This is a genomic window from Paenibacillus sp. FSL K6-2859 (assembly GCF_038008265.1).
Taxonomy (GTDB): domain Bacteria; phylum Bacillota; class Bacilli; order Paenibacillales; family Paenibacillaceae; genus Paenibacillus_AQ; species Paenibacillus_AQ nitricinens.
In genome coordinates this window covers 1,509,085-1,528,805 of sequence record NZ_JBBOYU010000001.1, presented here as the reverse complement: position 1 = coordinate 1,528,805, position 19,721 = coordinate 1,509,085, and the positions used below count along the sequence as shown (strand labels likewise).

Sequence of the window (19,721 nt, the reverse complement as noted above, 5' to 3'; positions counted from 1 at the left end):
CTTTAATACCAATCAAACATACTAAGGAGAGATATAACATGAGTTTATTCAAAAGAATTTCCACCCTTACTAAAGCTGCCCTACACGAAGGTCTGAACAAATTAGAAAATCCAGTGCTACTGACAGGTCAGTATCTGCGCGATCTTGAGAACGAAATAGCTGCGGCAGAACGCAATGAGCGTGATTTAAAAGTTACAGCGAGTGTATTGGAACGCCGTAAGCAAGAATATACTCAGTTGATAGAGCAAAGCGAAGCTGAAGCCGTTCAGGCGGTTGAGCAAGGAAATGAAGAAAGAGCGCGCCTTACACTCATGGCCAAGCTGCGGTATACAGAACAGCTGGATGAGAGTATCAATAGTCAGGTGCAAACGCAGCAATCCCTGGCAGAGCTGGAGATCAATATCGCTAGAGCTAAAGAAGAGCGCGAACAGCTTAAAGCGAAAAGAACTGAACTTATCGCTCGTGCTCAGCAAGCTACAGAAACACTAAGCTCCGCTCCTCATAGCAACAGTGTAAAAGGACCTAATGTGGGTACCGCTTCACGTGGCTTCGAACGAATGGAAGAGAAGATTTTCGAGTGGGAAGCTCTGGCGGAAAACGCCAAGTATAAATCCAACTCAGGAGCAGGCGCAGCTTCGTCCATTGATCCTAACCTTCGTAGTGCTGTTGATGATGAAATTGAACGTATCCGCAACCGGAAAATCAATACCGACAAAAAATAAATATAATAACAGGCCCCTTATTTCTCAGCTACTGAGCTATATAAGGGGCTTGTTTTTTCTATTCCTCTTCATCCCGCGAATCATTTTTTTCGATTCCGGATCTACACGGTAAGACTCTGTGATTTTCTGCAAAGCCTTGTTATAGGTGAAATCATCTAAAGTATTAGTTCTCAAATAACCTATCGTAGCCGCAGGCAGCTTCACATAACACATCGATAACGCCCAAGAAACTGCCATTTTTACATAATACCCCTCATGTCTGACCTTATCGAGTAGTTGTAAAATCCGGTTGATGTACGCTTCTTCAATAAAGAAATTAAGCATCATTACTACCGCAAATCGAATCTCGTATTCTTCGTCAGATGATAGATACGGAACTATAAAATCCCACATCTGTTCTTTATTCTTCAAGGTAAACTTCAGTCCTGTACAAAAGCTATCACATACCGACCAGTTATCGATTTTGGGGATAAAATCTGCGATATATCGCAGGATGTCTTCAAGCTCTGCTTTCACGTAACCAAGCACCATACCCTGCAGCATTACTTCTTCAAAATAATCTGACTCGGCGTGCTCCAAATAGGCTCTCCAGTCACCCTTTGCAATGGTTTTGGCGAGTTTACGCAGCTCCGGTAGCCTGACTCCTATCACATTATCAATCGTCGGAAGTAAAGCCGCAGAAAACTTCTGGTAGTCCGCATCTGCCAACTCCACTAGCTGTTCCTTTATTGATTTCTCCACTATAATGCTCCCTACGTATTAATTATTGAAATGAAATCTCCCATAAATATATGGAGGCTACCGAACCGAATGGTGAGTACCTGAGACGGTATTGTTCGAAGTCCTCTTTGGTAAGCGTATCAAGCCCATACAACTTCATCATGCCACGACGAATGGCGATATCTCCCCAACTAACTACATCTGGGCGCTCCATACAATTGATAAGCATCATCTCTGCTGTCCACTTACCGATGCCTTTTAACTTCATGAGTCTTTGAATAACCTCTTGATTGGATAACCCATATAGTTCCTCCAGCTTAAACGCCCCATCAGCAATCAGCTTGGAAATGTCATGAATACAAACCGCCTTTTTCATCGTCATACCGCAACCCTGAATCTCATCCGCCGTGTGTAAAGCTAGCTGCAGCGGAGTGATTTCTCCGAATTGAGCCTGCATTCTTGTCCAGATGGTCCGAACTGCTTTGACTGAGATTAGCTGACCTACTATGGCATAAATAAGCGCAGTGAAAAGATCTGGAATAATCACACGTTCCACTTTCCCCATTCGCGCCATCGCCGCACCTAGCACTGGGTCCACACTTCCGAGGTAATCGATTTCTGCTTGTCCATATTCAAAAAATTTAGTGATTACAACTCCCAAAGTATGTCCTCCCGTTTTTGAGCTTAACAATAATATACAATATCTATTTTGCAGTGTACGGATTCTTGAATAGGATAGCAAGATAACGAAACTTGAAAAAGCTACAACACTTCTTGTACACCTTATTTTTACTCAACTACTATTTGTAACTTGTACTAGATTGTATTTATCATTTTACTACTTTAATATGAATGTATATATGATAGATGAGGAGCTTTACGAATGGACTTTATAGCAATTGACTTTGAAACGGCGAATTCCAGTCGATCCAGCGCCTGTGCTTTAGGACTTGTGGAAGTTAAAGATGGCGTTATCACTGCAGAACATTCTTGGCTGATCGATCCGCAACAGCGGTTTGACGGCATGAACATTTCGATACATGGCATCACCCCCTCCATGGTAATCGGTCAACCTACTTTTCACGAATTATGGCCCGCCGTTGAACCTTTGCTGCATGGACGAATCGTTGTAGCACACAATGCCGCTTTTGATATGAGTGTACTGCGGTATTGCCTCGATGGGATGTCCATAAGCTATCCGAGCTTTCAATACTTATGTACTTATTTATTAGGAAAAAAAATGCTGCCCGAGCTTCCCTCTCATAAACTTAATGTAGTATCCGAGCATTTCGGCATTGAGCTGAAGCACCATGACGCTCTCGATGACGCACGCGCAGCGGCTTTAGTTCTATTAATGCTTATGGAGCGAGAATCACACCTTGACCCGCTTTTGCTCTCTAGCAGCCAAGGATATACTAGCGGAACAATGTTTGCTGGTGGATACACTCCTTTTTCTGCTCGTAAGAGTAAGCCTGCTAAGAAACCTGTGAACAATCAAAGAACGAAAAACTTCTATTTATAAGAAAATATTAAGTTGTTTAGCAAAAAACACCCAATCGGCTTATAACAGCTGGTTGGGTGTTTTGCATTCGAAATGATATAGCATACATGCCGATTCATTCACTATGAAGAAATCTAACCTTGCTGGTCATTATAGGGAAGAATTCCGTATATTCTATCAGCGATCAGTGAACATCCCATCGGTTCATCCAGATCACCAACCAAGATCAACACAACATACTAAATCTTCATCCGATATACTGCTTTATTCTCCAATCCTCTGATGAATGGCGTCCATTCTTCGGTTTCTGGTGTGGTATCCAGCGCATCCTCGACCATCTGTAGCTTCGCATCCATCGCGTCAATATGATGCAGCGCTACGGCCTCAGCCGTTTGCGGCTGAACAGGACTGCCCCATTCACCCAGGTTATGGTGTGACAATACGAGATGCTGTAACGCTAGAACCTTCTCTGAATTCAAATCAATGTCTAAACGGATGGCCGCTTCCGTAATCCAGTTAGATGCCATCGAAATATGACCAATCAGCTTACCCTGAACACTATATTCTGAGACAATCCCGAGCTGAGAGACCATCTCCTCCGGCTTCGCGATATCATGCAGAATAATTCCAGCTTTCATTAAATCTGGATTCAGGAATGGACGCTGCTTGCACAGAAAATCCCCAATCTCCAGCATACGGACCATATGATAAGCAAGTCCGGCAAAATAAGCATGGTGATGCGTTTTGGCAGCCGGATAATGCATCAATTTCTCTTCCACTTTGCTTACACAAAAGGAGACAATCGAAGCAATCTCCGGATCTGTAATGCTTGCCATAACCCCTTTAATCGTATGAATAAGGTCTACTGGACGAATAGGAGCGGAGCGAATGAAATCCGTTAACGCTACGCCATCCTCATCGTTCACCAATCTGATTTTGGTTACTTTGATTTGCAATTTCTCACGATAAGTGTGCGCAATCCCGCGAACCTTCACCAGTGCCATAGGAAAAAAAGTTTCTTTATCGGTTGTGCTGACGTCCCAATATTTCGCGGACAATTGTCCACTGGAATCTCCCAAGACCAGGTCGAAATAATCCTTTGGAGGAGTACCGTTCGTTTGTTTGATCGCTAGCTCTCTTAAGAGATAAAAGCCAACAAATTCATCCTGTGGAGCGAGCTGTTTAATTTGTGTCATGTTGAAGCCTCCTATTAATAACAGGCTTTGTACCTGCTCTCTATATTAAACTTTAGACACTCACGTCCAAAATCCCTTTAAATCACTATACGATCTATTTTCACTTTTATGTACAGGTAGATAAAGGAGGTTACTCCACGGGCCATAATATGGCTCTAGAATAACCCCCTGTATAGATTAAGTATTGATTGATAATTGCTTATTTACCAGCGGATTCAAGGGCTGATTTAATAGCTTCTACCACTTTAGCAGATACTTCTTTCTCAGCATCATTATTTCCGAAGGCTGCTGCGCGATATCCATACTTGTGTAAGCTATAACCTGTGGAAGTCGACTCAATCTCGCTCTTCACAGCCAGCTCAGCGTCAGTCAATTGGTTAACCGTTCTTATGCTTCCATTCTTATCCAGATAGTAAACAAGCATTTTAACAGGAACGCCATGTTCTACATATGTCATAACATTCACAAGCTTATCAGCACTTACACCAATGAAGATTCCATCAAAGTAAGCCGCTTTATTAGCTTCTACAATTTCAGCTTTCCCGTATGCTCTATCCACCGCAGTCTTGAGAGCTACACTACTACTAGTTGCACCGGAAACAGCGTCTACAGCTTGCACAGCTTCTCTAGTACCTGCTGCAAGGAAGCTAGAAGTCAATTGTGGAATTGCTTTTACCACCTCTGGGTAAGCAGCTTTGCCTCTATCCACAAGATTCATTCCTACACGATACAAAGCAATATTTACGATCTTACCGTTACGTAGTGTAACGTCTGCTCTATTTGTTCCTTTATCATAAGCATCACCAAATGCAGTAAACGTTCCGTCTTTATAGGTCCCTTGAACTTTAGATGCGTTAGTCAAAGCATCCGTCAGTGCAGCTTTGGCAGCTGCGGATAGCTCCTCTTGACCTGTGATATCGGACATTTGCACACCTTTTTCAAGTAATCCTGAAGTAAGTGTACCCACCAGTGATTTTTGTTCTGCACTTAGTTTGTCATCAGCGATCAGCTTGCCGTCAGCACTGAACAAGCTTACTTTAATGTTTGTAACTGCATCTGAAGCCATATCAACAAGCAGTAATACTTTAGATTGGTTATCTACACCTGCGAATTTTCCGTCAAAATATCTAACTTCACCAGGAACTTTTAGTGCTTTTTCAAAAGCTCTTTCTACGGCTTGGTTCCAACCGTGACTGCTTTCTGTAGCGCCAGAAATTCCATCAACCTTCTCATCATAGTTAGTGAAGTAAGATCCATTAGCAAGCAACTTAGCTGTCATCGGAGCATTAGCTTTTACAACTTCCGCATAAGCTGTTGCACCTCTGTCAATTAGGTTGTTCCCAAGTCTGAACAGCTTCACATCCACTAGCTTACCGTTGCGGATCACGATGTCAGCTCTTTCAACACCCACACTTCTTGCAGTTCCATAAGAGGAATAGAATCCGTCTACATAAGCAGAAGCATTGTCAATCTTTGCATTCTGCTCAGCATCCCAGAAGGCATTAATCGCAGCCTTAAAGTCGGCTTCGAGTCCTGCAACAGGCTCTGCAGCTGTTCCTTTAGCCAGCAATGCTGGTGTTATAGCTGCAACTGCTGCGGATTGCTCAGCTGTGTAGGCCTTCTCATCCACGAAATCACCGGCACTGTTCAGCGGGTACACCTTAACAGCTGTGAGCTTATTGGATTCGTAGGTTGCAAATACTGCATATTTACCTGTAGGATCTATGCCCATATGAACACCATCAAAGTAAATTGCATCTGTATCTTTCACTGTTAGAGCTCTTTCAAACGCTCTGTCTACAGACAATTTCCATCCATTACTAGAGCGTGTTGCTCCCGAAACAGCGTCTACTGCAGCTGCTCCATCTCTTGTCTTGCCAATCAATTTATTCTCCATCAATCCATAAGCTTGCCATAAAGCGCTATAATTGTTACGAGCATCTCTGTCGATCAGCTTAGGGCTGGTTCTCAGGAGATCGATGCTAGTAATTTTTCCATCTTTAATTTCGATCTTAGCGCCTTCGGTACCTTTGGAGTAAGCATCGCCATACGCTACGTAAACTCCATCTTGATATACATTTTCCTTAACTGTAACCGGAATTGCTGTAGGCACAGGCTTAACAGTCGCTGCTGGAACTACTGTAGCCGCTGGAGCAGCGGTTGCTTTTGGCGTTGTAGCTGGTTTTGTCGTTGCTGCTGGTGCCGCTGTTGCCTTTGGGGTTGCTACTGGTTTTACCGTTGCTTTCGGTGTTTCTACTGGTTTTGCTGTTGGCTTTGGTGTTGCTACTGGTTTAGCTTTTGGTGTTGCTACTGGCTTTGCTGTTGCTGCTGGTTTTGCTGTTGGTTTGACTGCTGGTGCATCCGCTTCTTCAGAAGCTGCGGATACTGCATCCACCTTCAAGTTCAAAGCAGGCACATTAAGTGTGTAAGCAAATGGTGCTAACAATATTGCCGCGCTAACCGTTAAAGAAATTAGTTTTTTCAATAAAATTCTCCTTTACCAAGTCCCCAGTGATATATAGCTTTTCTTAACCAAACTTACCTTTCACAGCGCCCCTTCTCTTCTTATGAAGCATTACATCTCTCTTCATAAGAACCCATCCCCCCTCTCATGCCAATGCGCGACCCATCACTTTCCAAAAAAGAATGCCTTAAATCTATTCATTCCTTCCTTTTAACAATAAACCGCATAAAAGGTGAAATAATTCACATAAGATGATAGAAAATAATGAATGCGTTTTTTCATCAATTTCTGGTTTGATACTACCAAAGTTTTCCGCCATTCCTCTGTATCTAAAATCACACACCCTATAAGAAATATCACTATTTGCTCAAGATTGTGATTTTTAATAATCTTTTCCAGAAAATATCCCCTCTTCCTCTTCCTTATGTAAATAACGTGATCTCGATTATTGTGTTTTCAAGAATAGATATGCTATTTTAAAACGATCTCTAACATGGGAAGGAGTCAAATCCATTGCACAAACAGCCACCTATTGGAGTTATTCTCGCCCAAATTGGCACACCTACTGCACCTACTGCAAAGGCGGTACGTCCTTATCTGAAACGTTTTTTATCCGACCGCCGAATTATAGATTATTCACCACTGCTCTGGCAGCCTTTGCTGCGAGGCGTTATTCTGCGCTTTCGTCCACGCCGCTCGGCTGAGCTGTACAGACAAATCTGGACAACAGAAGGATCACCTTTACTCTCCCATTCATTAACTCAGCAGTCTGGTTTGCAAGCATTTCTAGGTCCGCATTATCAAGTAGAGCTGGGCTTAGCGTATAGCGAACCCAGTATGGAGCAAGCAATGGACAAATTGGAAGCTGCCGGAGTCACACGGATCATCATTGTGCCGCTATTCCCGCAATATTCGTCCACTACGACGGCATCTGTCTTCGATCAAGCAAGTTTTGCTGCATTAGGACGCCAAAGCTCCACTGGACCGGTTACGAAGCGACTGATTCCAGCGCTCAGATTTATAGATACTTATTACAATGAACCCGGTTATATTTTAGCTATGAAGTCGCATTTACTTCAGCAAATGAAACTTCTCAACTCTGATCCTGATTATTTCGTCCTAACCTTCCACGGCATTCCCAAGCGTTATGCAGATACAGGTGATCCCTATCCAGAGCAATGTATGGAAACTGCGCGTCTTCTCGCTTCAGCTATGAATTGGGAGCCCGAACGCTGGCAGCTTACTTTTCAATCACGCTTCGGACGCGAAGAATGGGTAGGTCCCTCTACAGCTGATGTTTTGGGAAAGCTAGCGGAACGCGGAATTCATAAACCTTTGATATTCTCACCGGGACTTGTAACGGATTGTCTGGAAACGCTGCACGAGCTAGCAATAGAAGGGCGCGAACAATTCGAGGCTGGAGGAGGACATGCTGAAGACTTCACAGCGATCCCCTGCTTGAATAATCATGAGGACTGGCTTCAATTTCTGGCTCAGCATGTTGCACAAAACGCCATAGGCTGGTAACATAAAAAACCGTCTTGTCCGCAAATATTCTTTGCTGCAGACAAAACGGTTTGCTATGCCAGTTCATAAGATCTAAGAATTAAAAAGATCCTTAAGCTGTAAGCTGCTTATATTTAGTAGTCAGTTCATGGAACCATTGCTTATCCTGTAAGGTCAATGCAAAGTCGATCAGCTCGGCGATCTCACTCGGCTCTAAATCAGCAGAGTCATTAAACGAGACTTCAGCCATTGCCGTAGCTTCTCCGTTCCCATCCTCTGCATAATTATAAGAGAAGCAAATCTTAATATCACTTTCCAGAAATTCATTACGCAGGAAATATAACACCTCACACATTAGCACAGGTCTAACATGATCCTCAAAGACACATTCCATAACCTTTGCCCAATACTGCTGGTTGCTGAGGTGTAGCTTATCATTGGTTAAGAGATATTTCTCACCCTGAAAATCGGTGACAAATCTCAGCTCAAGCGGCTTCATTTTAAAAATACTAGCCATTTGCTTCATGCTAATATTTAGAATGTCTTGCGTTTCTAGTCTGATCATCTCTATGCACCTCGTCCCTCTTAGTTGGGCTATCTGAAATCTAATGATATCTTTAATTTCGTTATATGCCAATCATGTAAAATTAACTCTATCCATTCACTTTAATTTTTATCTAATTTAACATTATTATCGTCAACTGACTACGCTTTGTTAATATTTTTTCATTAATTCCACAAAAAAATGTTTCAATCTTTGTCCATCTGTTTAATATGTATACTTAAAAAACTTAAATCTCATTATTTTCATAACAAAAAAAACTGTTCAGATTGGTCATAAACGACCTCTAAACAGTCTTTTGCCTACTTGTTATTTAGTTAACTCTGCTTAAACAAACAGCGGCACTAGCTGTATTCCGTCTTCCGGTGAAATCCGAACCAGTCCTTTATCTGTAATTCGCAATGTCGGGATAACCGCCAATGCAAGCAGCGATAAAGTCATAAATGCGTAGTTCAAAGTACAGCCAGCATCATATAGCGCTTTGCTGATCGCAGCTGATTTTGCAGCAGCAATTTCGAAGGGTTCCGTGGACATTAGGCCTGCAATAGCCAGCGGGAATAACGTCTCTCCACTGGACGTGATCATGCAAACACCACCCTGGGCATCCGCCACCGCATTTGCAGCTTTAGCCATTAACTCATCATCATTGCCGATGACGAGTACATTATGACTATCATGAGCAACCGTCATCGCAATGGCAGCCGGCTCTTTAAATCCAATACCTTCGACAACGGCCACTGATTTATTGCCTGTACCTTTATGTCTTTCGAGCACGGCGATTTTGCACAAACCTTCTATAGCATTTACATCCAGTTGCCCCTCCACTACAGGTATCGAAACCATGCGCTCAATAGTCTCCACATGATTTTCTCTTACCTTAATAACTCTTGTAGTAAGTTCACCTGTTTGAATTAGAGCAGCAATGATGAAATCTTCTGAAGTAGGACGCTGTGGCAAATGAACCGAAGCCAACACTTCCTCCGGATAGGTGAATTCAGCAAGCTCTGCCGTCATTACTCCGTTCTCAGCAACTACTGCACCTGCGGCAATCGTCAGCACTACATTAACATCTGCCAAATTCCCGTCCAGAAGAATGATATCTGCAAAAGAACCCGGAGTAATAGAACCGATATCCCGCGCTAAACCAAAGCGTTCAGCAGTATTAATGGTAGCCATTTGGATAGCTGTTATGGGCTTAACACCTTGAGCAATAGCATCACGCAGAACGAAATTCATATGCCCCTCATCTCGTAAGGATTCCGAACTACGATCATCCGTTACCAGCATCATTCGGCGTGTATCAATGCCGTGTTCTGTATGGGCTGTAATTGTTTTAGCCACATCATGCCAAGCGGAGCCACGGCGCATTTTGGCATACATCCCCAGTCGAACGCGCTCAATCACATCGTCTGCCGTCACACACTCATGATCGCCAGTCACACCTGCCGCCGCATACACGGGCAGTCTCCAGTCGCTGGAAGGCCATGTGAAATGACCGTCTACAAATCTGCCTGCCCGCAGCGTAGCTTGAATTTCTCCAAGCATTTTCTCATCGCCATAAACAACGCCAGGAAAATTCATCACTTCACCCAGCGCAATCACGTCAGGTCCCCAAGTAAAGGCTTCTGCCACTTCTTCTGGTCCAATAGAAGCTCCCGTTGTCTCGAATTCCGCACCTGCCGCAGGCACACAAGAAGCTACCTGCATGTAAGCCGCTAACGGTGTTCCCCGCATCTCATCGAGCATTAATTGAATCCCTTTCAGCCCGAATACATTAGCAATCTCATGAGCATCAAAGAAACCGCCTGTTGTGCCCAGCGGCAGAACCGCGCGTGAGAATTCTGTAACGGTAAGCTGGGTGCTCTCAATATGACAATGGCCATCGAGTAGTCCCGGAGCTATATACTTACCGTTCGCCTCAATGACCTGAGTTCCTTCACCAATCATATGTGTCACATCTTTACCAACATAAGCGATACGTCCACCTTGCACACCAACAGACATTCCTTCTAAAATTTCACCAGAGCATACATTGACCAGCTTCCCACCTGTAATTACTAGTGTTGCCGGTTTATCTCCTCTGGCCGTAGCCACAAGCTCAGGTACACAATCTGCTAAAGGCTTTCTTGTAAAAGCTGTCATTTTCATCTCTCCCCCGTTAGTATCCATGTGCGTTCTTGATGTAATGAATAGATTCATAATAATAGAGGATTGCTTAAGCATCGGCTGTGTTGTTATCATAGTTGGCAAATCTGATATTGTACGAAAAAACGGCTCCGTCATCCCTGTAGATGATAGCCGTTTTCTTAATCCAAAGATTGTCCAACAATCCGGACATGCCCCTGGTATGAACTCACCCGCCAGCATCTATTCCAACGATTATCTTACGTTTTCCTCATATACGTCAAGTGCCGCCTGAACACCAAGACCGCAAGCCACTCCAAATCCATGTCGCAGCAACGCTGCTTCCAAAGCTCCCAGCAAACGCAGCACATTATTTGTACGGCAGCTAAAGCCCATCGTGCCAATGCGCCAGATTTTTCCTTTCAGAGGTCCAAAGGAGCTGGCAATTTCAATGCCGAACCGCTCCAGCAGCAGCGTGCGTACAGATTCCCCCTCTATGCCCTCAGGAATCAGCACACAGGTCACAACGGTAAGTTTGCAAGAAGGCTCCCCGTAAAGTTCAAGCCCTATCGCTGCTAAACCAGCTATAAGTGCTTTTTCATGGAGCTGATGTCTGGCGAATCTGGCATCCAATCCTTCTTCTAGCGCAAGTCGCAAGCCTTCCCGTAGTGCATAGAGCATAGAGGTCATCTCTGTATGATGATTAAGACGTTGCGGGCTCCAATAATCCTGAAGCATGCCTAGATCGAAATAGTTGCTGCGGACAAAAGACCGTTCACCAGCCTGGACATCACTGGTTCTAATCCCACGTTCTACTCGCTTCCGGGTGATGAGCTTAGCTTCAGCGCGGTCATTATACGTTATCGGTGCCATTCCAGAGGGGACGGACAGGCACTTCTGTGTGCCGCCCACGACCGCATCAAGCATCCAAGCATCCGTTTCAACAGGAATGCCCCCAAGAGTTGCAACTGCATCCACTATGAATAGAGCATCCATTCGGCGGCAGGCTCTGCCAATCTCCGCGAGTGGCTGCACCCGTCCTGTAGAGGTCTCACCATGCACCATCGCCACCACATTCGGCTTAAAGGTCTCCATAGCCGCTATCACTTCATCTGGTTCAAACACACTTCCCCATGGTTTTTCCAAAACGAATACCTCAGCTGCACAACGTTCAGCAATCTCATGCAACAAATGTCCAAAACGTCCAAAGATCGGAATCAGCACACGTTCCCCCGGCAGAATCAAACTGACCATCACCGCTTCAATGCCAGCGCGAGAGGTCCCATCTATCGGGTAAGCCCATGTATTTCGGGTAGCGAACAGCTCCCGCAGCATCTCCATCGTTTCATTCATCATATGGGTGAACTCGGGATCAAACTGCCCCAGCACGGGAAAAGACATCGCCCGCAGCACACGTGGATCCACCTCCACCGGACCCGGAGTCATAATGCAGCGCAGGGACGGCGACAAATCTTCGTAACGCTTCATGATGATCTCTCCCTTCAAGCATCAACGCCTTCGGCGAACTCTTTTTAATAAGCTAACTCGTATAACATGGCAGTCAGCACCTCAAGCCCAGCAGCGAGCTGTTCAGGAGAGGTATACTCTTCCGGTGAATGGCTGATCCCAGCACGGCTTGGTACAAAAATCATCGCAGTGGGGCAACGCGGCGCAAAGAGCTGGGCATCATGTCCTGCTCCACTGACCATCCTGCGGTAGGTTTTGCCCTGTTCCAGGCAGATATTCTCCAGCGCTGTAGAGAGCTTAGTATCCATAGGTGTAGGGAGTGTATGAAGCACAGGCGTAACCTCCAAGGTTACTCCACGTTTTGCGACGATTTCATGATATTGCGAAAAAAGCCACTCACAGAAACACTCTAGTTCATCCTCTTCACTGTGACGGATATCTAAGTTAAAAAGAACCTCACCCGGAATCACATTTGGCGTATTCGGATACACCTCAAGCTTGCCTGAGGTTGCTACGAGCGGATCACCTGCCGCTATAGCAGCACCTTCTAGTACATACAGCATTTCTACCGCACTAGTCAGTGCATCGTGCCGCATCAACATCGGCGTTGTTCCCGCATGATTAGCCACACCACTGACCTTGATCATATAGCGTCTCTGTCCAACAATCCCCAGAACTACGCCTATCAGCATATCTGTTTTCTCCAGAATAATTCCCTGCTCAATGTGCAGCTCTACAAAAGCGCCAATATCATTTCTGGCTCCAGTCTCATCTGTTACACCTTGCAAAAAGCTAGATTCCGCCATTGCTGCCTGTAACGTTACTCCATCTGCATCCATACAGGTCTCGGCCTCGCTTCCGTCATATCTTTCCGTGACATGACCCGATCCCCAATAAGCAAGGGGAAATCTGCTCCCCTCTTCTTCACAAAAAGATACGACCTCAAGCGTACGCTTCGGCTGACCATAATTCATCTGCAAATCTTGAAGCGCAAGCATGGCTGCGGCGATCCCATAAGCTCCATCATATTTGCCGCCATTGACCACGGTATCGATATGTGATCCGGTTAATATGACCTTTTGCTCCGGACTGCGTCCACACAGGCGCCCATAAACATTGCCCACCTTATCGGTGGTAACTTTTAAACCAAACTCAGCCATTTTTTGCTGCAAAAAGATCTGCGCCCGCCCCCATTCCTCCGTGTATAGCAATCTAGTAACTCCCGGCCCAGGTGCGGTATATGCCGCCAGTTCCTCCAGGAGCTTGAGCAGCTTCTCGGGCGATGCTTGCACTCTGGAATCATTCATAGGCTGTACTGCTCCTTCCTAATCTGCAGCCACTGTCCACCTTCCTCAGCAAGTACGCCTTCTTCAGAGGTATAGACCACCCGGCCACGGCTTATCGTAGCAGCTACCTTGCAGGATAGAGTTCTTCCGATGTAAGGACTATGCTTGTGACGGTATAACAAATCTTCAGCAGCCAGCGTATAGGTTGTGTTTGGATTCAGCAGTACGAAGTCGGCATCCAGTCCTAGCGCGATAGTGCCTTTAAGATGCTCCATCCCAAAGCGTTTTGCGGGATGCCCGGCGAGCAGGCGAGAGATTAATGTAATTGGCAATCCCCGGACATTTACACCTTCATGGAACATAAGCTCTAAGCTGCTTTGGGCACCTGAGATTCCACCCCAAGCCTCAAAAAAAGACAACTCAGGGTTCATCTTCAAGTCCGTCGGACAGGGTGAATGATCTGAAGCGATTAAGTCGATTTTGCCCTGGGCGAGCATTTCCCATAACTTCTCCTGCTCCAGTACACTTCGCAATGGAGGGGCACATTTCGCCACAGGTCCTAGCTCCTCCATATCCCTTTCTGTGAGCACCAAATAATGTGGACAGGTTTCAGCCGAAACGTCCAGTCCTCGAACCTTGGCTTCATAGATTTTCTCTATGGCGGCTGCAGTGCTGATATGGACAAAATGCACCCGACATCCAGTACGTTCACTGTACAGCAGTGCCCTGGACACTGACTCCAGCTCCGCTTCAGCAGGGCGGCAAGCCGCAAAATCACGCGCACTGCTTCTCCCATTTCGCACGGCATCAGCGGTCAGCACTGCCGTGATCGCCTCGCTTTCGGCATGAAGGGCAAGAATCCCGCCCAAAGCAGCAATTCGCTGCATTCCTTGATAGAGTGTATCCTCATCCACTTCACGGAATCTGCCTTCACCCTCCCCTCCGGGATTAGAGAGAAAAGCTTTGAAGCCAGTGACCCCGGCAGCTGCCAATGCTTCCAAATCATCCAGATTTCCTGGAACGAGACCACCCCACAGCACATAATCAACCGCGGAATTACCCGCCGCCGCCTTCACTTTTTGATGGAGTGCCATCTCGTTCACCGTAGGTGGATTGCCGTTAAGCGGCATATCTGCATAGGTTGTGCAGCCGCCAGCTGCCAAAGCGGCAGAACCGCTGCGAAAGCCTTCCCAATGTCCCAGCGCAGGCTCATTAAAGTGCACATGCATATCAATCATACCGGGGAGGACATAGAGCCTATCTGCGTCGATGACATGGGTCAGCGGTCCAGTCGAAAGCTCCTCACCCAATGCGACGATCCGTCCCTCTGATACAGCAATATCCAGCTTAAGCACCTGATCGGGCAGCACTACATTCCCGTTCTTAATCACAAGTTCGTAGGATTCCTTCATGAGCTGCCAACCTCCACTGGTCGTTAAATTTCTCCTAACTTCCCCGATACGTACTGTATCCACCAGGAGCTACTAACAAAGGTACATGGTAGTGCTGCATGGAGCTCTCTATATGAAATCGAATAGGTATCTGTTCTAGAAAAAAAGACATCTCACGTTGAGTGTCTACTGAGCTTTCTGTTACTTCTATGCCAGCTGCTGACACTTTGGCATTGGCTCTACGATAGTAATCGCCGACCATAAACAGCAGCTCGTAACAACCAGCCTCCATCTCGGTTCCCTCCAGCAGCGGAGCATCCAGCCTCCCGTCACTGTTCGTGACTTTTTCACACAGAAGCTTGCTCATCCCATCCGTAAGCTTCCAGAGCTGAAGCGTCAGTCCTGCAGCAGGAATGCCCCGCGACAGATCCAGCACATGGGTGGTAAGCCGCCCGCTCATTACGCTGTCTCTCCGGCCAGATCTGCACGGCTGACAGAAAAGCCCTGAAAACCATAGGGTGGACGAGGTTCGGTGAAGACCCCACCTTTAGTTTCTTCAGGCTCAACAATGGTTTCCCAAGTCCGGTTATTGGACTCAAATGAAACGGTAGCCAGCTGTGGAAAACGGGACAACACGCGCAGTCCAATTTGATAAATCAACGATTGGATTGATGGACTGTTGAGCTCATGAAAAGCACTATGGGCGATATCACGAATCTGCTCCGCAGCCACATATTGACCCTGATCTCCATCCAAAGCGTGCTCCACATTAATGTAGGTCCAGTTAATATTCAGAAAAATATAAAGCGGACGGTCAAAGCTTTCTGGCAATGTCGTATATTCATCTCGGACAAATCCATAAAACGAGCTTCCGCTCACTTTTATCAGCTGTAGATCCTTCAACCGGCATTCATGAGCAACAACCTCAGTCCCACTTTCCCCACGCTTTACTGTCAGCGAAGCCGAATAGGATTCATTATTGGAGTGCCGCAGCACTAAATGACTCTGCCTAAGCCCCTCACCCCCGGGCACCATTACCTGTTCAAAAGGTAACCGGTCTGCGGAAACCGAAACCGCGGTGACATGACTGTATCTATCGATAAAACGGCTGCTCAGAAGCTGCAGTAATCCTTCCGTTGTGCTGCCCGTGTAGTCAGCGGTATTGCGGAGAATGAAATTTTTCATAGAATCGGTAGCTACGACCATTGAATTATCCCCCTCTGAAAATGAAGGGAGAAAGGCTTCGCCCGTAACGGCAAATGTAATATTATGCGCGAATATAATGTTGTCGCAGCCCGTAAAGGAAGATTCGGGAACAGGGGTAACGGCCAGCGATTTGGCATAGGTACGATAGGTTAGAACATCGCTTTTTCCATAAAACATAGTACGTCCGTTCATTGGTTCCAGCATGGCTGACGCCCTCCCCGATTATGATGAATGAATGATTAAATCACTTAGGCGGAATTTCGTAATAAGGCCGATCTCAGAAAAAGCCTGCACCCATTCCTCCTGAGGGGAACGTTCTACCCGTGCTTCAATGGCGTTAATGATGGCATCTTTGTTCTTACCACGTACAGCTAGAATAAAAGGGAACTGAAATTTTTCTGTATATTTTCTATTCAGATCATTCAAAAGATCAAACTCTTCCCTTGTTAGCCGATCTAGTCCGGCTCCCTGCTGCTCTGATGCTGACAAAGGTGTAACCTGAAGCCTAGTCGCCAAATCTGGGTGAGCTTTTAATAGTCCCTCCATTCGGCTACGATCGGCACTCAGAACGGTTTGCATCATGGTACTATGCAAATGCTCTATAGAATGGAACGGGATCTGCTTATAAACCTCCTCTGCTACCCACGGTGAATGTTCAAAAATGCCGCCCAGATGCTTCACAAAATCCGTTATCCTCATGGCATTTATCTCTTCCAGCGTATACCTGTATTCAGAAACGACCATCCACTCCACCTCCTATAGCTTTATTGACAGCTCGCAAAATGCCTCCGTATCCTGTACAGCGACAAATGTTACCCGATAAAGCTTCCTCTACTTCAGCCTGAGTAGGATGCGGATTCTCATCCAGCAGGGCAACCACCGAGATGACCATCCCTGGCGTACAATAACCGCATTGGAACCCGCCTTCTTCTAAAAAAGCACGCTGAACGGGATGCAGCCCCGCCTCACTAAGACCCTCAATTGTTGTAATTTCGGCACCTGAGCATTGATAGGCCATCATCAGACATGAATTCACCGGATGTCCATCGACCAGCACCATACAGGCTCCGCAACGGCCAATCTCGCAAGAGCGCTTCGTTCCGGTCAGCTCCAAATCTTCACGTATAACATTTAAGAGCCTACGGGAAGGAGGAATCACGGTGGATATTGCTTTGCCATTGAGGCTGCACTTGAAGGTGAACCTCTCTTCTGTAAAAGCTTCCTCAGACGATGCGGGGTTAGGGTCCTCTTCATTTAGATTTGAAATGGGATTATAGCTCGGCATGGATATTCACCGCCTTTTGTGGAATAAACGGCGTAGATTGCAGCCATTCGGGATCAATGGGCAGCTTAGTTACCCGTTTCCCTACTGCCTGAAATATGGCTGATGCGACTGCCGGAGCTAAATTGACGGAACCCACCTCTCCAATGCCGCGAGGACCATACGTATCATGATCTGGCAAATCCTCTATCGGCTGCACCTGAATGCTGCCGTTCATGTCGGCAATGGTCGGCACCAAATAAGTGTCTAGATTTTTGGTGACATAGCTACCGCCTGACATTACAGCATCCTCTGACAAGGTGAAGCCCACCGCCATACTACTGCCACCTTCGATCTGCCCGAGATACCCTTGCGGATTAGCCACCGGCCCCGCAGCTACCGCATGATATTGGTCCAACACACGGACACGTCCTGTAAGCAGATTAACTTCCACGCGCACTGCGATAGCCGAATAGGTGTATAGGAAATGTGCTCCCACTCTTTTAAAAGTTGTGGTTGGATAAGTAAACTTTGTATTACAGACAATGGGTTCTGAAATTCGCTGTGCCAGGTCCTTGTAAGTCAGAAGCAGACCGCCGTCTTTTAGCCAAATGCCACCAGGACCGAGCTTCATTTCATAGTCATCCAGCTCCGGCTTTATCGTCGCAGCCGCCTGCAATACTTGAACAGTAAAGTCAGGACGTAGCCGTTTAAGAGCCATCCACATCATGCTTGTCGAACGTGAAGCTGTACTTGATCCGCTATCGGGCACGACGTCCGTATCGCCAATGACGATACTTAGATCCTCTGCTGCGAAGCCAAACTGTTCAATCAGCATTTGTTCCATGGTCGCGATTAAGCCCTGGCCAAACTCCTCGTAACCAAACACCGCCTCAATCTTGCCCTCTAGCGTCAGAGACAGCCGGCCACCCGCGGGATCCGGAATGCCATAACCAAGTCCTGCACCATGCATAGCGATTGCAGCACCCGTTCCGGTGACGATCCATGGTTCCACAAAGCCTAAGCTGGTGTCTGTAGAAGATACCTTAGTCATTAGAGGCGAGTCCGCCAATGCTTTCCACACCTGAAAGGCTCCATCGGTCTGAGCAACTTCCTGACCCAGGGGCCCCAGATCTCCATATTTACGCAAATTGCGGCGGCGCATTTCCCACGGATCGATCTGCAATCGCTCAGCCAAACGATCGATTTGTCCTTCCAACGCGAAAATCGCCTGATTGCCGCCAAATCCTCGAAATTCACCGGACACACCGTTATTGGTATATACAGCGAAACCTTCCACCTCTATATGATCGATGATGTAAGGGCCCATTACATGTTCTGTCGCGAAGTTGAGCACCTCCGCACCGAGCGTTGCGTAAGCCCCCGTATCCGAAATAATTCTGACCTGATGCGCCTTGATGATTCCTTCGTGATCGCAGCCAGTTTTCATGGTGATTTTCATAGGGTGACGTTTAAGTCCTGCACGGACCGATTCAGCTCTCGAATTATGCAGTCTTACCGGACGGAGTGTCCGCAAGGCGAGCAGCGCACCATACGGTTGTACATTCAGCTCGTCTTTTCCTCCAAAGGACCCGCCGATCGGACTCGAGATGACTCGAATATCTTCTTGAGGAATAGCCAGAATTCTGGATAGCTGCATGCGATCCATTAACCCATGTTGTGTAGCTGAATACACGGTAAGCCGTCCGTTATCTTCGGGGATAAACAATCCGCCCTCAGTCTCCATATAGGTGTGCATTTGGCGAGGTGTGTAGTAGGTCTCCTCCACTACGTGGCAGCAATCCTTAAATACCGCTCCCGGTTCGCCCTTGCAGTATTCTGTATGATGAAGCACGTTTCCCTCGGGATGCAGAAGAACAGCAGCTTTCTTCATGGCTTCTTCCGGATCTTCCAACAGTGGTAGAAGCACATAATCCACTTCGATAAGAGATAAGGCGTATTCCGCAATTTCGTCCGTCTCAGCCGCGACTGCCGCAATCGCATCGCCAGTGTAACGCACACGATCGCTGCAAAATACTGGTTGATGCGGCAAAGCTATGCCAAAGCCGTTAAGTCCGGGCACATCCTCATGAGTAATTACAGCGTGTACACCAGGGACTTCAATGGCCTTCTCAATGCGTATGGACAAAATACGAGCATGTGCCTGCTCACTGCGGAGCACGCGGCCAATCAACATACCTTCCGCCCTCATGTCGGTCAAATACTGCAGCTTGCCGGATACCTTGCCCTCTCCGTCGGGCCGTGTACGCCAGCGGCTCCCGCTGGATTCCTTATTCAGCAGCATTTTCCCTCTC

The 19,721-nt window shown here is 46.6% G+C and carries 17 protein-coding genes; 3 read left to right on the top strand and 14 right to left on the bottom strand.

The features are described 5' to 3' along the window. Positions 1-38: 38 nt before the first annotated feature. Entirely contained in the window at positions 39-722 is a 684-nt protein-coding gene (locus MHB64_RS06825; RefSeq protein ID WP_094871223.1) for a PspA/IM30 family protein, read from the top strand. Between the two features lie 36 nt (positions 723-758). Here MHB64_RS06825 and MHB64_RS06820 read toward each other — a convergent pair whose 3' ends face one another. Continuing rightward, positions 759-1,463, bottom strand: coding sequence for a DNA alkylation repair protein (locus MHB64_RS06820; protein ID WP_094871224.1), 705 nt, complete (start codon positions 1,461-1,463; stop codon positions 759-761). A gap of 22 nt (positions 1,464-1,485) precedes the next feature. Then, positions 1,486-2,103: a DNA-3-methyladenine glycosylase family protein gene (locus tag MHB64_RS06815; RefSeq protein WP_341134004.1), complete on the bottom strand. Its 618-nt coding sequence runs from the start codon at positions 2,101-2,103 to the stop codon at positions 1,486-1,488. 222 nt (positions 2,104-2,325) lie between these two features. On the opposite strand from MHB64_RS06815, the gene MHB64_RS06810 reads away from it, so the two are divergent. Then, entirely contained in the window at positions 2,326-2,964 is a 639-nt protein-coding gene (locus MHB64_RS06810) for a 3'-5' exonuclease (RefSeq protein ID WP_094871228.1), read from the top strand. 218 nt (positions 2,965-3,182) lie between these two features. Here MHB64_RS06810 and MHB64_RS06805 read toward each other — a convergent pair whose 3' ends face one another. Together MHB64_RS06805 and MHB64_RS06800 are read right to left on the bottom strand one after the other, a co-directional pair. Beyond that, the gene (locus MHB64_RS06805) at positions 3,183-4,139 is read right to left on the bottom strand and encodes a 3'-5' exoribonuclease YhaM family protein (protein WP_094871230.1); all 957 of its coding nucleotides are present in this window, start codon (positions 4,137-4,139) and stop codon (positions 3,183-3,185) included. Between the two features lie 199 nt (positions 4,140-4,338). Continuing rightward, the gene (locus tag MHB64_RS06800) at positions 4,339-6,624 is read right to left on the bottom strand and encodes an FMN-binding protein (RefSeq protein WP_341134003.1); all 2,286 of its coding nucleotides are present in this window, start codon (positions 6,622-6,624) and stop codon (positions 4,339-4,341) included. A gap of 492 nt (positions 6,625-7,116) precedes the next feature. On the opposite strand from MHB64_RS06800, the gene hemH reads away from it, so the two are divergent. Next, the gene (hemH, locus tag MHB64_RS06795; protein WP_341134002.1) at positions 7,117-8,130 is read left to right on the top strand and encodes a ferrochelatase; all 1,014 of its coding nucleotides are present in this window, start codon (positions 7,117-7,119) and stop codon (positions 8,128-8,130) included. 91 nt (positions 8,131-8,221) lie between these two features. On the opposite strand, the gene MHB64_RS06790 is transcribed toward hemH, so the two are convergent. The 10 genes from MHB64_RS06790 to pucD form a co-directional block, all read right to left on the bottom strand. Then, on the bottom strand, positions 8,222-8,674 hold the full coding sequence (locus MHB64_RS06790) for an IDEAL domain-containing protein (protein ID WP_094877416.1): 453 nt from the start codon (positions 8,672-8,674) through the stop codon (positions 8,222-8,224). Positions 8,675-8,998: 324 nt separating this feature from the next. Next, on the bottom strand, positions 8,999-10,819 hold the full coding sequence (locus tag MHB64_RS06785; RefSeq protein WP_341136055.1) for an adenine deaminase: 1,821 nt from the start codon (positions 10,817-10,819) through the stop codon (positions 8,999-9,001). A gap of 231 nt (positions 10,820-11,050) precedes the next feature. Then, positions 11,051-12,283 (bottom strand): pyridoxal-phosphate-dependent aminotransferase family protein, encoded by a 1,233-nt coding sequence (locus tag MHB64_RS06780; RefSeq protein WP_094871238.1) that lies wholly within the window; start codon positions 12,281-12,283, stop codon positions 11,051-11,053. Positions 12,284-12,327: 44 nt separating this feature from the next. Next, entirely contained in the window at positions 12,328-13,569 is a 1,242-nt protein-coding gene (locus tag MHB64_RS06775) for a Zn-dependent hydrolase (protein ID WP_341134001.1), read from the bottom strand. Beyond that, entirely contained in the window at positions 13,566-14,960 is a 1,395-nt protein-coding gene (locus MHB64_RS06770; RefSeq protein ID WP_094877418.1) for an allantoinase, read from the bottom strand. The genes MHB64_RS06775 and MHB64_RS06770 overlap by 4 nt, the downstream gene beginning before the upstream one ends. Positions 14,961-14,994: 34 nt before the next feature. Next, a complete protein-coding gene (gene uraH / locus MHB64_RS06765; RefSeq protein ID WP_094871244.1) occupies positions 14,995-15,399 on the bottom strand; it encodes a hydroxyisourate hydrolase in 405 nt (134 codons plus the stop codon). Continuing rightward, entirely contained in the window at positions 15,399-16,349 is a 951-nt protein-coding gene (gene pucL, locus MHB64_RS06760; RefSeq protein ID WP_341134000.1) for a factor-independent urate hydroxylase, read from the bottom strand. Before pucL ends, uraH begins: the two co-directional genes overlap by 1 nt. 18 nt (positions 16,350-16,367) lie before the next feature. Further along, positions 16,368-16,889 (bottom strand): 2-oxo-4-hydroxy-4-carboxy-5-ureidoimidazoline decarboxylase, encoded by a 522-nt coding sequence (gene uraD / locus MHB64_RS06755; RefSeq protein ID WP_341133999.1) that lies wholly within the window; start codon positions 16,887-16,889, stop codon positions 16,368-16,370. After that, entirely contained in the window at positions 16,876-17,430 is a 555-nt protein-coding gene (locus MHB64_RS06750; protein ID WP_094871249.1) for a (2Fe-2S)-binding protein, read from the bottom strand. Before MHB64_RS06750 ends, uraD begins: the two co-directional genes overlap by 14 nt. Next, complete coding sequence (pucD, locus tag MHB64_RS06745) at positions 17,417-19,711, bottom strand: xanthine dehydrogenase subunit D (RefSeq protein WP_341133998.1); 2,295 nt, start codon at positions 19,709-19,711, stop codon at positions 17,417-17,419. The genes MHB64_RS06750 and pucD overlap by 14 nt, the downstream gene beginning before the upstream one ends. Positions 19,712-19,721 lie beyond the last annotated feature (10 nt).